This window comes from Nocardioides exalbidus, from assembly GCF_900105585.1.
GTDB lineage: Bacteria > Actinomycetota > Actinomycetes > Propionibacteriales > Nocardioidaceae > Nocardioides > Nocardioides exalbidus.
The window spans coordinates 580,094-594,502 of record NZ_FNRT01000002.1 but is presented as its reverse complement, the minus strand read 5'-3'; the positions used below and the strand labels follow the sequence as shown (position 1 = coordinate 594,502).

Genomic DNA, 14,409 nt, shown 5'->3' with positions numbered 1-14,409 from the left:
GCCGGCCGTGGTCACGCGGCCAGATCTGCCACGCGGATAGCGTCCCGGCAAAATTGCTAGTACCACTCGAGGCGTTGAAAGGTCACCTCCCCGCCCACCCGCGCCGAGCCGCCTCGTGCCCGAGCTGAAACCGCGTCACCACCCGAGCCCGATCCATCAGGGATGACACCCGCCGCTGGATCGTACGGAGTGACATCCCGAGCTGCCCTCCGATCGCCTGGTCGGTGAGCCCGGCGAGCAGGAGCGTCAGGATCCGGGCGTCCACCTCGTCGATCTGGTCGGAGGGCTGGAACGCGCCGGAGGGCAGGACCTCGTTGGATGAGGCCCACACGAGGTCGAAGAGGTGGAGCAGGGCGTCGAGCAGCCCTGACTCGTGCACGAGCAACGCGCCGCCACCCACGTCGGAGGCGGTCGGCGCCAACGGCAGGAGAGCAAGGGAGCGGTCGGCGATCATCAGCCGCAGGGGGAGCGAGTCCGCCACCCGCACGGTCTCGCCGGCGGCCACCGACTCGATGACCCGCTCCATGAAGCCCGGCCGCTCGAAGGCGGCGCGTTCGAGCACGACGCGGTAGGCCACCCCGCGGGCGAGGGCGACATCTTCAGATGCCGAGTTCTCCTCCGCTGACACGATCGCGACCGACGACTTCACCAGCGCGACCACCTCGGAGGTCGCGCCGCGCTGCATCTGGGCGAAGCGGTCGGCGACAGCCTGCGGGCCGCGTACGACGTCGACGACGTCCGTCCCTGTGCGGTCGGCGACCGAGCCGCGGTACTGCTCGGTCAGCCGGCCGAGCTCGAGCTGCGCGCGGCGGATCTCCTCCTCCCGCTCCACGATCAGCGACCCGAGCGCGAGGGACGGGGGAGAGGCGACGAAGTGGTCGCGCTGGCCGGTCGAGCGGGCGACGAGGCCCTTCGACTCGAGGGCGGAGAGAGCGGTGGCGAGCGCCGACACCGACAGCGTCATGGCCGAGGCGAGGTCCTCCGCAGACGCAGAGGGCAGCGCGACGAGCCGGCGGTAGGCGCCTTCCTCCGTCGCATCCAGTCCGAGCACGTCGAGCATGCTGCCGCCTTCCGGGTTGCCGGGTGAGCACGGTCATAGGCGGAGATGTGTCATGGCGTATCCCCGCCATTGAGCAGCGTACTCATCGGTGGCAGGTTCATGCCTACCTCTCGGTCTCGGAAAGGACCCACCCCTGATGCCCCGATCACTCCTCGCCGGCCTGGCAGCGCTGGCGGTCACCGCCGCCGCGCTGTCGGTGCCGAGCGCCGCGGCCAGCCCGGAGGGCAAGCCCGCGCCGCAGCCAGCAGCGCCGAAGAAGACCACCGTCACGCTCCTCACCGGCGACGTCGTCACCCTGGTCGGCGACGCAGTGACCATCGACCGCGCGCCCGGCAGCACCGGCGGCGTCCAGACGTACACCGTGGGCGGCGACCTCCACGTCGTACCGGATTCGGCTCTGCCGTTCCTCGCGCAGGACCGCCTCGACGCGGACCTCTTCAACGTCACCGAGCTCGTCGAGCAGGGGTACGACGACGCGTCGGTGTCGTCGATCCCGCTGATCGTGCAGTACGGCCCGGGCACCCGAGCGGCTGCTGCGCCGGCGCCCGAGCACGCCACCAGGTCAGCGGTCCTCACCAGCATCCACGGCGCTGCGATCGCCGCGTCCAAGGAGGACGCGACCGACTTCTGGGCGGACCTCGCGCAGCAGAGCAAGGCCCGCTTCGCCGGCGGCATCGCCAAGATCCACCTCGACGGCAAGGTCGAGGCCTCGCTCGCTGACAGCGTCGCGCAGGTCGGCGCCCCGGAGGCGTGGGCGGCCGGCCTCGACGGCACCGGCACGACCGTCGCCGTGCTCGACACTGGCATCGACCAGACGCACCCCGACCTCGCCGACCAGGTCACCCAGACGCAGAGCTTCGTGCCTGGCGAGACGATCACCGACGTCAACGGCCACGGCACCCACGTCGCTTCGACCGTCGCCGGCACGGGTGCCGCGTCGGGCGGCAAGGAGAAGGGCGTCGCGCCCGGCGCCCACCTCGCCATCGGCAAGGTGCTCAACGACGCCGGCTCGGGCGCCGAGTCGTGGATCATCGAGGGGATGGAGTGGGGCGCCTCGGTGGCCCCCGTCGTCTCGATGAGCCTCGGCAGTACCGAGCCCAGCGACGGCACCGACCCGATGGCGCTCGCGGTCGACTCCCTCAGCGAGTCCACCGGCGCGCTCTTCGTGATCGCCGCCGGCAACTACGGCCGGGTCAGCGGCATCGGCTCGCCCGGCGCCGCCCAGTCCGCGCTCACGGTCGGCGCGGTCGACGGCAACGACGAGCGGGCGTACTTCCAGGACATGGGCCCGCGCCTCGGCGACGCCGTCGTGAAGCCCGAGATCGTCGCCCCCGGCGTCGACATCCTCGCCGCCCGTTCGTCCGCGTCCGCGGAAGGAGAGGGCGCCTACGTCTCCCTGTCCGGTACGTCGATGGCGACCCCCCACGTCGCCGGTGCGGCCGCGATCATCAAGCAGCAGCACCCCGGTTGGACGGGCGCGCAGGTCAAGGACGCGCTGGTCAGCACCGCCGAGCCGCTCGCCGGGCAGACGGCGTACCAGGTCGGCGGTGGTCGCCTCGACGTCCCGTCCGCCCTGGCCGACATCCACGCGACCGCGAGCGTCGAGCTCGGCTACCACGCCTGGCCCGCCGACGACGACGTCCCGGTCGAGCACGCGATCACCTACACCAACGACGGCGACACCGACGTCACGCTCGACCTCACCGAGGCCGTCACCGCCGACGACCTGGCTCCGGCACCCGAGCCGCTCGTGACCCTGTCGGCCGAGCAGGTCACGGTGCCCGCAGGAGGGACCGCGGACGTCACCGTCACGGGCAACCCGGACGCCGGCGCGCCGGGAGCGACGTACTCCGGCACGATCGTCGCCTCCTCCGGCGGCGAGCAGGTCGCGCAGACCGCCGTCGGCCTGGTCAAGGAGGAGGAGCGCCACGACCTCACCATCCGCGCGCTCGGGAGGGACGGCCGGGCGACCGGCGGCTTCGTGACGATGTACCGCTACGGCGACCAGTTCGTGCAGACGCTCGAGCTCGACCCGACCACCGGACAGGTGCCCACCCAGCGGCTGCGGCCCGGCGTCTACAACGTGACCAGCTGGCTGCCGGTCGACGCGAACGCCAGTGGTGTCGCGCTCGTCGGCAACCCGCACCTCGTCGTCGGCGACGCCGACCAGACCCTCGTCCTCGACGCGCGCAAGGCGAAGGAGATCTCGGTGCGCACGCCGCGCCCGAGCATCGACGGCACCCGCCGCCCGGGCTACGTGCACGACTCCGGGATCGGCGGGGACTACGCGACCTTCGTCAACCAGTACGACGTCTCGCCCGCGATCGACACGGTCTACGCGGCGCCGACGGGACAGGTCGCCGGTGCGAGGTACGAGTTCCTGACCCGTTGGCGGCGCACCGCTCCGCTGCTGACGGTGACGGTGGGCGGCGACGACATCGACGCCCGCAACCTGCCGTCCGCCCGTCGGTGGGACGGCACCACCCGCCTTGCCGCGGTCTCGGTTGGCACCGGTCAGGCCGGTGACTTCACCGGCCGCGACGTCCGCGGCAAGGCGGTGCTGGTCCGGCGCTCCGACGACATCGCGGCCTACGAGGTCGCGGAGAACGCCGCGCGTGCCGGCGCCCGCGTCGTGCTCGTCGTCAACGACCGGCCGGGCCGCTTCGTCAGCTACGCCGGCGGCACCGACCTGCCCGTCCTCGCGGTGACGCAGGCGGACGGGCAGCCGATGATCGACAAGCTCGAGCGCGGTCGGAAGGTCACGGTGAAGCTCGACGGCACCGAGCAGGCGCCCTACGTCTACGACCTGGTCCGGTCGTTCGACGGCCGCATCCCGGCCAACCTGGCGTGGGCGCCGTCGACGAGCGACCTCGCGACGATCACCAACCGCTTCGTCGGGGAGGACGGTCGCCTCGCGATCGAGAGCCGCGGCGACTGCCGCGACTGGAACTGGCCGCCCTGCCTGATGGAGACCGAGCCGGTGCACCTCGGCACCGAGCGCACCGACTACGTCAGCACTCAGGCCGGGACCGCGTGGTACGACGACGTCCAGGACGTCCGCGGCTGGGAGCAGCGCGGCGACCAGCAGTCCTACCGCCGCGGTGAGAAGGTCGCCCGCAGCTGGTTCGACCCGGTGGTGCGGCCGCGCACCGGTCCCGGCTACTGGCAGCCGCGCCGGGTCGGCAACTTCTTCGCCGTCAACGTCCCCACCGCCAGCTCCGGTGCTGACGGCGTCACCGGCGGCATGCTCGACGAGGGATCGACGGTGACGTCCCGCCTCTACGCCGGTGGTGCGCTCGTCGACGAGGGCCCGTTCCAGGCGGTCCAGACCGAGGTGCCGGCGGCCGGCGGCTGGGGCGACTACCGCTTCGAGATGGACACGACCCGCCCGGCGGCGTGGAAGCTCGGCACGCGGACGTCGACCTCGTGGGAGTTCCGCGCGCGCACGAACGAGACGGCCGACTGGGTGAACCTGCCGCTGCTGCAGCTCGACTACGCGCTCGACACCGACCTCAACGGCCGGCTCACCGGGAGGTGGCAGGAGATCGGGCTCGCAGCCGCCTTCCCACCTGACGTCGAGGGCGCCGGTCGCGTGACGGACGCGACGCTGGAGGTGTCGTACGACGACGGGGCCACCTGGCAGCGGATCGACCTGACCCCCGAGAAGGTCGGTCAGTGGTCGGGGACGGTGCGACTCCCGGCGAGGGTCACCCACCTCGCCCTGCGCGCCACGGCCTCGGACGACGCGGGCAACCGCGTCGAGCAGGAGGTGATCCGCGCCGCTGGGGTGCGTTGATCACCTGCTGAGGACGCCCGCCGAGGACCCCACCCTCGGCGGGCGTCCGTCTGTTCTTCCGGGCGTTCGGGCGTTCGGCAGACAGGAGGGCGGGTACCCACCGATGCTGTCCGTGCTCGACCGAAGGGGGCTACGTCCATGCGTAGGAAGTTCGCCGGCGCCATCGCCTGCATCACCATCACCGCACCTGTCCTGGTGCTCGTCACGCCTGCCGAGGCAGCCGTCCCGGCGCAGTGGCAGAACTGCACCGTCGTCAACAACCGCCTGCCTCACGGCGTCGGCCGGGCGAACGCCCGCGACCGCACCTCCGGCACGCCCGTCACCACTTTCCGCCGCGACACCGCGCTCTACAACACCGCGATGCGAGCCAACCGCCGCCTCGACGGTGACGGCGACGGGATCGCGTGCGAGAAGGCGTGAGCCTGACCTGACCGACGCCACACGTGTCCGAGAAGCTGCCCCTGATCCGCGCGATCGGGGGCGACATCTCGGACACGTGTGCCGTCGTCCGGCGACGCAGGGTCAGAGGGTGTCGCCGATCAACCGGAGCACCGCGGCCTGGGCGTCGTTGAGGCGTGGGTCGAGGTCGACGGCGGGCACGTCCTGCTCGCGCAGCTGGCGCAGCCGTCCACCCATCGCCGTGTCGGCGTGCTGCGTCAACATCGGACCGAAGGCGGCGATGAAGGCATCCGCGACGCCGCGGACGTCGGCCTCGGAGGCGTCCGCGGGCAGTGCTTCGAAGCGGGCGGCGAAGTCGTCGTACTCCCCGCGGCTGCGTACATCGTTGAGCACCGCTGCGAGCTCGTGCAGGTCCTCGGGCGTCCCGCCGGCCTCGTAGAGACGGGCCAGCAGGACCGAGGCGTCGTGCTCGAGGTCGGCGAGACCCGACTCCTCCACCCCGCCCACCGCCGCGAGGAACTCGGCCAGCGCCGGAGTCAGGTCCGGCCGCGCGCGGGAGGTGCGCAGCTCGCTCACCCGCCGCAGCTGGCCCTCGAGGTGCGCGATGCGCTCGCGCAGCTGGGTCTCGAGGTCGGCGAGCAGGTCCGCGCTGGCGGTGTCGGCGGGATCGTCCAGGAGCGCGGCCATCCGCTCGAGGGGTACGCCGAGCTCGGCGAGGGTCCGGATGCGGAGGAGGCGGGCGACGTGCGAGAGCTCGTAGGTGCGGTACCCGTTGGTTCCGCGGCCGGGCTCGGGGAGCACGCCGACCTGGTGGTAGTGCCGGAGCGTGCGGACCGAGACGCCCGCGAGCTCGGCGACCTCCTTGCTCCTCATGCCACGAGCTCCGGGGACTGCGAAGACTCCGATGAGGAGAGGTCGCGCAGCGAAGGGAGGAACAGGGCGGCGACGGCCACGACGGCCCACAGCCCGCCGATCGCGAGGCCGGCCGCCTCGAGCGAGACCTGGTCGACGAGCACGGCGGTCGCGAGGATGCCGAGGGACGGCGCCACGGTGAGCAGGGCGTTCTGGGTGCCGGTCACCCGACCCCGCAGCTGCTCGGGGATGCGCTCGGTCATGAGGACGCCGAGCACGGTGCTCACCATGCCCCCGAACGTACCGACGATCGCGGCTCCGCCGAAGACCAGCCACACCGCCGGCAGGGAGCCGATCACGAGCAGCCCGGCCGCGGAGCCGAGCAGGCCGACGACCAGCCAGACCCGTCGCGACAGCCGCGTGCCGACAGCGGCGTACACGCCCGCCCCGACCAGCATGCCGACGGCCAGCGAGCTGAGGACGAGGCCGAGCCGCCCCTCGTCGCCCGTGATCGTGAAGTGCACCGGGAGCAGGAGGCCCTGCACGGCCGCGAGGCAGGACGCGAGGACCAGCGTGAGCACCGTGACGGTCAACAGGAAGGGGCTGCACAGGAAGAGCAGCGACCAGCCCTCGGCCAAGTGGGCCAGCACGGCGCGCGGCGACGACCCGGCAGGCGACGCCCCGATGACCCCGACGTCGCCAGGCAGGACGAGGGTGATGAGCGCAGCCAGCAGGGACATGCCGGCGGTCACCCAGAGTGCCTCCGTCCCGTCCAGCGCGGTGACCAGGCCTGCCGCGATCGCCGGGCCGACGATCATCGTGATCGCGGCGGTGCCCTCGCGGAGCCCGACCAGCCGGTCCACGGTCCACGAGCTGCGCCGCGCGACGGGCAGGAGGAGCGCCTCGCGAGCGGTCAGTCCGGGTACGTCGCCGAACGACCCGAGGATGCCGAACAGCACGAACCAGCCGAGTCCGAGGTCGGTGAACAGCGCGGTGATCGGCAGCGCTGCGACGGCCGCGCCCGAGATGACGTCGGTCAGCACGGACACCCAGCGTCGGTCGTACCGGTCCACCACGCTGCCCATGAACAACCCGGCCACGAACGCCGGGAGCGCAGTGGCGGCGGCGACGAGCCCGGCGTCGAGCGCGCTTCCGGTGGTCTGCAGCACGACGAGCGGCAGGACGACGACCGCGACCGAGTTGCCGAGGAAGGAGATCCCGTAGGACGTGAGGTAGGCGAGCACCGAGCGGTTCATGCGTCCAGTCGAAACCATGACGCTACGTCGGGCTCAAGCCGAGGCGACCACGTAGGCGTCGTGGTCCGAGAGCCGCTTGCCGTCGTACGACGCCTCGATCCGCGTGGCGACCGCACTCCAACCATGCGGCACGGCGATGTGGTCGATGCTGACCAGGCCGTCGATCACGTGCGGCAGGTCGGCGGTCGGGACGTCGAGCTCGAGCTCGGCCAAGACTGACTGGATGGCCGCGCGACCGCCGAGCGAGCCGGCGTGCTCCCGTCCGATCAGTGCGTGGTTCCAGTCGCCGCCCCAGACGAGCGAGGCCGCTGCGCGCAGCCGGACCAGCAGCTCGTCGACAGCGTGCTCCGTCTTGTCGACGTGACGCGCTGTGTCGGTGTGATGTCGCGGTTGTCCACAGATCATCGTCGAGGTCTTACGGCGACCCGCTCGTGCGGCTTCAGTGGATGCATGCCTCGTTCACGACACCGCCGCAAGGGAAGCACCCGCAGGCCCCACCACCCGTCCACGCCACCCCGAGTGACGCTCGCCGACGCGGTGGCGGCCCACCCCGAGCTGAAGGGCTCCTTGCCCTGGCTCGAGCGCATGTTCGCCGTCGACGCGGCCGAGGCCGACGGCGACGCACGAGGGGCGCTGCAGCTGATCGAGGAAATGCTGCTCGGCCCGGACGGGCGACCCTTCTGGCGGCCGGAGCGCGTGAGACGGCTTCGCCAGCTCGTCGAGCTCGGTGCCGATGTGCCGACGTGGGCCGTACGTCGCTGGGCGGTCGCCCAGGCAGCGCAGGTGTCGCCCGGCCGGCCCAGGGAGGCCATGGATCTGGCCATCCGTACGCGCGGTGGTCGGAGCACCCTGTGGGGGATCGACGATGACGCGAGGTCGAAGATCCTCGATCACGACTGGGTCTACCGCCAGCTCGTCCTGCACGACCACGGTGGCCTGGCGGACTTCCTGCGACGGGTGGCGAGCCCGGACCTGCGTGGCCTCACCGGCGACATGACGTCGTGGTCGACGGCGCCGATGGGCGGATACGAGCTGTGGGAGGAGGCGAGCAACCACATCGTGTGGCGAGACCTGGCGACCTCGCTGCCGGTCACCACCCTCAATCTCGGGAGCGCGTCGATGATGGCCATCGGGGAGGGCGCGATCGGCCGGATCGTCGAGTCTGACGACGTGCGACTGTTCGAGAGTGCTCCGCTCTGCGTTCCGATCGACGTCGCGCAGGCCGTCGCTGATCGTCCTTTCGCGTGGATCGACGCCATCAACGAGGCGTGTCGGGGCCCGTACGGCGAGGTCATGACCGAGCTGATCGCCAAGCTGAACCATTTCGACCTGCTCTTCGATCTGTCGTCCCGATCCCGTCGCTACCTCATCCAGCCACCGGATCCCGACCTGCGTTCCGACCGTGTGGTGTCGGGTGGCAACGGCACGGAGTACGACGTCGCGCTGGTGCTGGCTGCAGTTGCGGGGGAGTTGGAGCGCGACGAGAACGAGCTGTGCAGCTGCGGGCGACAGCACGACGAACGACGCCCCCTGGAACCGCTGGTGGCTGCGGCGATGCTCGAACCTGACACGGTCGGGCGACTGGCGTCGATGCTCGTGGATTCGGACGCAGCGGCACTCCGCGACCTCGAGCTTCTGCTTCCCTCGCCTGCCGACGTGCTGTGCCGACGGCTTCGCCGGGGGCTGGCCGACGCGGCGTGAGGCGGTATGATCATGGTATGACCACGAAGATCGCGGTGAGCCTTCCGGATCACCTGGTCGACGAGGCCCGTGACGCGGTGGCCACGGGGCGAGTGGCATCTGTCTCGGCGTATGTCGCCGAGGCGATGACGGAGAAGTCGCGGCGACTCACCTTGGCGGAGGTTCTCGACGAGATGGACGCCGAGCTGGGCGCTCCCGACGAGGACGCCCGGGCTCGTGCTGAGCGGGCGCTCGACGCGCTCGGCCGATGAGCGGAGTCAGCCTCGACGCGGGCGCTCTCATCGCGATCGAGCGGGGTGACGCGAACGTTCGCGCTTTGCTGCGAGAGGCGGTGCGACGCGGACTGGAGGTTCACGTCGTCCCTGAGGTCGTCGCTCAGGTCTGGCGCGGCGGTCCGCGACAGGCGCGACTTGCTGCGCTGCTCACGGCGCGCGGGGTCGAGACGCCGGCGTACGACGTCCACGCTGCGCGCGAAGTGGGCCGGCTCTGCGGAGCCTCGGCCACTTCGGACGTCGTCGACGCGCACGTCGTGTGGCACGCCCGCCTTCACGGACATCTCGTCGTGACGTCCGACGCAGGCGACCTGCTGGCGATCGACCCTGACCTGCGAGTCGTCGGGGTGTGACCGACGAGTTCCGAGCGGCCGTACCACCTCACGAGTGCTGGCGCTCTCAGGGCGCGGTCTGAGCCTGACCGAAACCTTTCGCTCAGCGCCCAAGCGGCGAACGCGAGCCCGTCAGGACCACTGCCGACGCATGACCGTGGTCGCGGCGAACGGGTCCTCGCCGGACACCGCGGCCATGATGCCGGCCCCCTCGGGCCGAGCCGTCGCCAGGAGCCGGCCCTCGCCGACCCAGGTGCGCCAGGTCTCGAGGTAGTGACCGGCGCTGGTGGCATTCCGTCCGAGCACGGTCGGCACTGGGTGCCAGACCTCCCCGGTGGCGCCGGCCGCGGCCAACGCCCTGCGAGCGCCGGCGCGGGTGCGGATCCGCCGGCCGGGGGCGTGCAGCCGGGCCGAGGTCCAGCGCGACACCAGGTAGCGAGGTGCACCGACAGGGGCGATGGCCTCGTCGAAGGCCGTCGCGAAGACCTCGGCGTCGGCCTCGGAGCCGACGAGGCGGAAGCGGTACTCCCCGCCCGGGTGGACGTCCGCGGCGAGGGCGGGCGCGCCCACACCGGTGAGGCCAGCAGCGACGAGGGCGTCCGCGACGGCGGCGGCAACCGCCTCGAGCGGGGGAGTGCCAGACGTGAGGGCGAGCTGTGCGTGCACCCACTGGGTGAGGACGTCCGCGTTGCGATGACGGGCGACAAGAGCCCCGCCGGCGGTCAGGACGGCGAGCACACCGGCGCCCACCAGCGTCCCCACGCCCGGGAGCGCGGCAGCCGCACCGCCGGCCCCGGCCGTGCCGGCGGCGAGGGAGAGCGGCGTACGCCAGCTGGTGTCCGGGACCTCGGCGTCGGTCGCCAGGCCGTCCGCTGTCAGCCGCCACGTCGGCCCAGCCGGGACCAGGGTGACGACCTCGCCCGGGTGCACGGCGACAGGAGAGGTGGCGCGTCGGACGCGCAGGGACGCCAGCGTGATGTCCTCGTAGGGCTCGCCGACCGCCCAGAGGTCGCGGATGGCGTCGCGGTCGGCGGCCGCGACCAGCATCCGCGCGTTGTAGCCGTCGAACGAGGCGACGGGCGGCGGCGCGAAGGGAGAGAAGGACGCGTCGATGTGGGCGACTCCGTCGACGATGTCGCCATCGGCGTCCACGCCGTGGAACCCCTGGTGCTTGCGGACCAGCCGGAACCAGTCGTTGTCGCCCTTCGGGTGTGCCTCCGACACGCACACGACCGTCCAGTTGGTGGCGACCTTCTCGGGCCAGGTCGGGTCGGTGCGCAGCGCCCTGCCCCGCGTCTGGACGACGGCCGTCAGGGTCGTGGCGGTCGTGAGGTCGATGAGGGTGGAGACGCCGCGGGCGTTCCACCCCTCGCCGAGGAGGCCACGGGTGCCGACCAGGACCTGCGTCCCGCCCGCCTCGAAGAAGGCCGTGACGTGGCCGACCCAGGTCCGCGAGGTCCACCCGGCCGTGCACGTCGCCACCGGACCCGCACCTGCGTCGACGACGAGCCGGGCGGCCAGCTCGGGGTCGCGGGTCGCGACGAACTCGACGAGCTCGCGCAACGTCGACGCGGACGCCGCGACGACCGACCCGGTCACCAGCATCGGCTGGAGCACGGCGGTGTCGGGCGACGAGAGCAGCGCCTCCAGAGAGGCGACCGCCGAGCCGGCCTCCGCGTCCTGGACCCCGTCGAGCGTGACCGGCACCGTCGCCGACGCGCGCTCGTGGTCGCACAGCACCAGCACCCGGGTCCGTACGCCGATGGCCGCGTGCTCGGCGGCGATGATCTCGACCGCCGCGCCCGGCTTGGCGTAGGACCGGGCCAGCACCCGGTCGACGGTGGACCGTCCACGACGCACGCCGCGTCGGGTCCACACGTAGCCGACCGACGGCAGCGCCGCCTTCACGGTCGCCAGCACTTCTGCGTCGCGAGCCTCGGAGGAGACGGCGACGTGGTGCAGGAGCCAGTCGCCGAGCAGGCCGACCCAGTCCTCGGCGGAGGGTGGGTGGCGGTGCTCCTCGCGGAGCCGTGCACCGACGGGCAGCGCCAGCAGCCCCGCGTGGTGCATGCGCAGCGCGGCGTCGCAGAGGTCCGGCTCCCGCTCGGCGAACGCGGCCCACGTGGTCGTGGCGGGCACCGGGTCGTCGTACCGCGCCGTGAGCCACTCGTAGAACCCGATCGACCCGAAGCCCGGGGTGGTGAGCAGGGTGGTGAGCTCAGTGAAGCGGAGCGCCTCGCTGGTGAGCCAGTCCTCCTCGGTCGGGGTGGGCGTGGTCAGCCAGACGAGCTCGTCGAACGGCGCGAGGTGGCCCTCCTTGACGACCGCCGGCACGGACACGCGGTAGCGGATGCTCCCGAACAGCTCGTCGACGAGGTCGCGCTGCTCGCCCGTCAGGCTCTCGGGCGGCGTGGCGGTGAGGGCCAGGACGTGGGCGCCCGACACGGCCTCGAGCAGCTCGGCGAGCAGGCGGCCCCACACCTCGAGCAGGTGGTGGCACTCGTCGAGCACCAGTGTCAGGTCGGGCTCGGTGCGGATCCGGTCGAAGAGCGCCACGCCGTTGGGGTGGAGCCGGTCGACGACCGCGGCCTCGGAGTCGCTGGCCTCGGAGTCGAAGACCGCGAGGGACTGGTACGTCAGGCAGGTCAGGGCGCCGGCCAGGGACTTGTCGTCGTCGGCGTCGAGCCCCATGGCACGCGCCTCCGCGATCCACTGGGACTGGATGGCGGTGTTGGGGGCGAGCACGACGGCCCTCGAGCCCGGGTCGGCCCGGAGCCGGCCGGCGATCGCCTCGAGGCCGACGCGCGTCTTGCCCGCGCCCGGCGGCAGGACGACCCACGCCCGTGGGCGCTCGGAGCCGTCCCACGCCCGCGCGAGTGCCTCGAGTGCCTCGCGCTGGTGGATGCGCAGTGGCGGCACCGGTGGGATCACGCGTCGAGACCGATCACCACGTCGGCGGAGTCGCGCGTCGCGGCGACGAGCCGCGCGTTGGCCTCGTCGCTGCGCATCACCCACTCGCGCGCCTCGGCGGGAGACTTGCCGAACCGCTCGTGCCGCGCGATCAACCGAGCCACGCGCAGGTCGTCGTCCACGTCGACGTACCAGACCTCGGCCAGCAGGGGACGTACGCGCTCCCACCCGTCGCCGGGCAGCAGCAGGTAGTTGCCCTCCGTCAGCACCAGCCGCGCCGACGGCGGGATCGCGATCGCGGCCGCGATCGGCTGCTCGAGGTCGCGCTCGAAGCCGGGTGCGAAGAGTGTCTGCCCGGGGAACGCGTGGAACCGGGACAGCGCCGAGACGTAGCCGTCGACGTCGAAGGTGTCGGGCGCCCCCTTGCGGTCGCGGCGCCCGAGCCGGTCGAGCTGCTCGTCGGCGAGGTGGAAGCCGTCCATCGGCAGGTGCCCGGCGGCCGGCCCGAGGTGCTCCAGCACGAGCGAGGTCAGCGTCGTCTTTCCCGCACCCGGCGGCCCGGTGATGCCGAGGATGCTGCGACCGGGGCGGGCGAGCAGGGCGTCGGCGCGGGCGAGCAGCGGCTCGAGGGAGGCGACAGGGCTGCTCACGGGTGCGATGGTAGGGGCCATGTCCGGCCTCGAGGCAGTCCTGCGTCCCCACGTCGGGTCAGGCGCGATCCCCGGGCTGGTCGCGCTCGTCGCGACGGGCGACGACGTCGAGGTCGTCGCGCTGGGGAGCCAAGGCACGAGTGGTGCGCCGATGCAGCGCGGATCGATCGTCCGCGGGGCCTCGATCGCGAAGCCGCTCATGGCCGCCGTCACGATGATGCTCGTGGAGGACGGCACGCTCGACCTCGACGCCCCGGTCTCCGGCCTGCTGCCCGAGCTGGCGGACCCACGCGTGCTCCGCACGCCCACCAGCGAGCTCGACGACACCGAGCCCGCGCAGCGACCGATCACGGCCCGCCACGTCCTCACGAGCACGTCGGGGCACGGGTTCGCGACCGTCGAGACCCCGGTCGTGCCGCTCCTCGTCGAGCGGCTCGGGCAGGCCTCGATGGAGCTCGACAAGGTCCCCGCGCCCGACGAGTGGATGCGGCGCCTGGCGGACATCCCGCTGATCCACCAGCCCGGCGACGGCTGGACCTACAACGCCTCCTACGACCTCCTCGGCGTCCTGCTCGCGCGTGCGGCAGGGAAGGACCTCGCCGAGCTCATGGCCGAGCGGCTGCTCGGACCGCTCGGCATGGTCGACTCGGGCTTCTTCGTGCCGATGGAGAAGCGTGACCGCTTCACCACGCTCTACGGCAGCGACCTCAGCGTCAGCGACGAACCGGACGGCTCGTTCGCCGAGCCGCCCGCCTTCGCGTCCGGGGCCGGCGGGATCGTCACGACCGTCGACGACATGCTCGCCTTCGGCCGGATGCTGCTCGCCGGAGGCGGCGACCTGCTGACGCCCGGCTCGGTGCGCCAGATGACAACCGACCACACCACGCCGGAGCTGCGCGAGATGGGTGGCTTCTTCCTCGACGGCCAGGGCTGGGGCTACGGCGGCGGGGTCGACACCTCGGTCCGCGAGCCGTGGAACGTCGTCGGCCGCTACGGCTGGGTCGGCGGCACCGGCACGTCGGCGTACGTCATCCCGAGCCGCGGATCCGTCAACGTGCTCCTCACCCAGGTCGAGCTCGGCAGCCCCGAGTCGACCGCGGTGCTCGAGGCCTTCTGGACCCACGCCGCTACCGCCTGACGGCGCCACCCCGACGGGCGTGGTCGCCCGGGGGAGCGTGGCT

12 protein-coding genes are annotated in these 14,409 nt (G+C 72.4%); 6 read left to right on the top strand and 6 right to left on the bottom strand.

Features of this window, described 5'->3' with window-relative positions:
• Positions 1 to 82: 82 nt before the first annotated feature.
• Positions 83 to 1,060 carry a helix-turn-helix domain-containing protein gene (locus BLV76_RS03240; protein WP_090967843.1) on the bottom strand — a complete coding sequence of 326 codons (978 nt, stop codon included), beginning with the start codon at positions 1,058 to 1,060 and terminating at the stop codon, positions 83 to 85.
• A gap of 136 nt (positions 1,061 to 1,196) precedes the next feature.
• On the opposite strand from BLV76_RS03240, the gene BLV76_RS03235 reads away from it, so the two are divergent.
• Both BLV76_RS03235 and BLV76_RS03230 read left to right on the top strand, forming a co-directional pair.
• Complete coding sequence (locus BLV76_RS03235; RefSeq protein WP_090967842.1) at positions 1,197 to 4,856, top strand: S8 family serine peptidase; 3,660 nt, start codon at positions 1,197 to 1,199, stop codon at positions 4,854 to 4,856.
• Positions 4,857 to 4,994: 138 nt separating this feature from the next.
• Complete coding sequence (locus tag BLV76_RS03230) at positions 4,995 to 5,276, top strand: excalibur calcium-binding domain-containing protein (RefSeq protein WP_090967841.1); 282 nt, start codon at positions 4,995 to 4,997, stop codon at positions 5,274 to 5,276.
• Between the two features lie 102 nt (positions 5,277 to 5,378).
• On the opposite strand, the gene BLV76_RS03225 is transcribed toward BLV76_RS03230, so the two are convergent.
• The 3 genes from BLV76_RS03225 to BLV76_RS03215 are packed head-to-tail and all read right to left on the bottom strand — an operon-like array spanning position 5,379 to position 7,768.
• Positions 5,379 to 6,128 (bottom strand): MerR family transcriptional regulator, encoded by a 750-nt coding sequence (locus tag BLV76_RS03225; RefSeq protein WP_090967840.1) that lies wholly within the window; start codon positions 6,126 to 6,128, stop codon positions 5,379 to 5,381.
• Positions 6,125 to 7,363, bottom strand: coding sequence for an MFS transporter (locus BLV76_RS03220; protein ID WP_090967839.1), 1,239 nt, complete (start codon positions 7,361 to 7,363; stop codon positions 6,125 to 6,127). The genes BLV76_RS03225 and BLV76_RS03220 overlap by 4 nt, the downstream gene beginning before the upstream one ends.
• Before the next feature lie 33 nt (positions 7,364 to 7,396).
• Positions 7,397 to 7,768: an endonuclease/exonuclease/phosphatase family protein gene (locus BLV76_RS03215; RefSeq protein WP_090967838.1), complete on the bottom strand. Its 372-nt coding sequence runs from the start codon at positions 7,766 to 7,768 to the stop codon at positions 7,397 to 7,399.
• A 114-nt stretch (positions 7,769 to 7,882) separates the two neighbouring features.
• Here BLV76_RS03215 and BLV76_RS03210 point away from each other — a divergent pair, with 114 nt between their 5' ends.
• Genes BLV76_RS03210 through BLV76_RS03200 form a run of 3 tightly spaced genes read left to right on the top strand, consistent with a single transcriptional unit; the run spans position 7,883 to position 9,689 of the window.
• Positions 7,883 to 9,064, top strand: a complete 1,182-nt coding sequence (locus BLV76_RS03210; protein ID WP_090967837.1) for a hypothetical protein — start codon at positions 7,883 to 7,885, stop codon at positions 9,062 to 9,064.
• A gap of 17 nt (positions 9,065 to 9,081) precedes the next feature.
• Positions 9,082 to 9,315, top strand: a complete 234-nt coding sequence (locus BLV76_RS03205) for a hypothetical protein (RefSeq protein ID WP_090967836.1) — start codon at positions 9,082 to 9,084, stop codon at positions 9,313 to 9,315.
• Positions 9,312 to 9,689, top strand: coding sequence for a PIN domain-containing protein (locus BLV76_RS03200; protein WP_090967835.1), 378 nt, complete (start codon positions 9,312 to 9,314; stop codon positions 9,687 to 9,689). The genes BLV76_RS03205 and BLV76_RS03200 overlap by 4 nt, the downstream gene beginning before the upstream one ends.
• A gap of 111 nt (positions 9,690 to 9,800) precedes the next feature.
• On the opposite strand, the gene BLV76_RS03195 is transcribed toward BLV76_RS03200, so the two are convergent.
• On the bottom strand, positions 9,801 to 12,587 hold the full coding sequence (locus BLV76_RS03195; RefSeq protein ID WP_090972263.1) for a DEAD/DEAH box helicase: 2,787 nt from the start codon (positions 12,585 to 12,587) through the stop codon (positions 9,801 to 9,803).
• An 8-nt stretch (positions 12,588 to 12,595) separates the two neighbouring features.
• Complete coding sequence (locus BLV76_RS03190; protein WP_245734520.1) at positions 12,596 to 13,228, bottom strand: nucleoside/nucleotide kinase family protein; 633 nt, start codon at positions 13,226 to 13,228, stop codon at positions 12,596 to 12,598.
• Between the two features lie 19 nt (positions 13,229 to 13,247).
• Between BLV76_RS03190 and BLV76_RS03185 the strand changes: the two genes are divergently transcribed.
• On the top strand, positions 13,248 to 14,366 hold the full coding sequence (locus tag BLV76_RS03185; RefSeq protein ID WP_090967833.1) for a serine hydrolase domain-containing protein: 1,119 nt from the start codon (positions 13,248 to 13,250) through the stop codon (positions 14,364 to 14,366).
• Positions 14,367 to 14,409 lie beyond the last annotated feature (43 nt).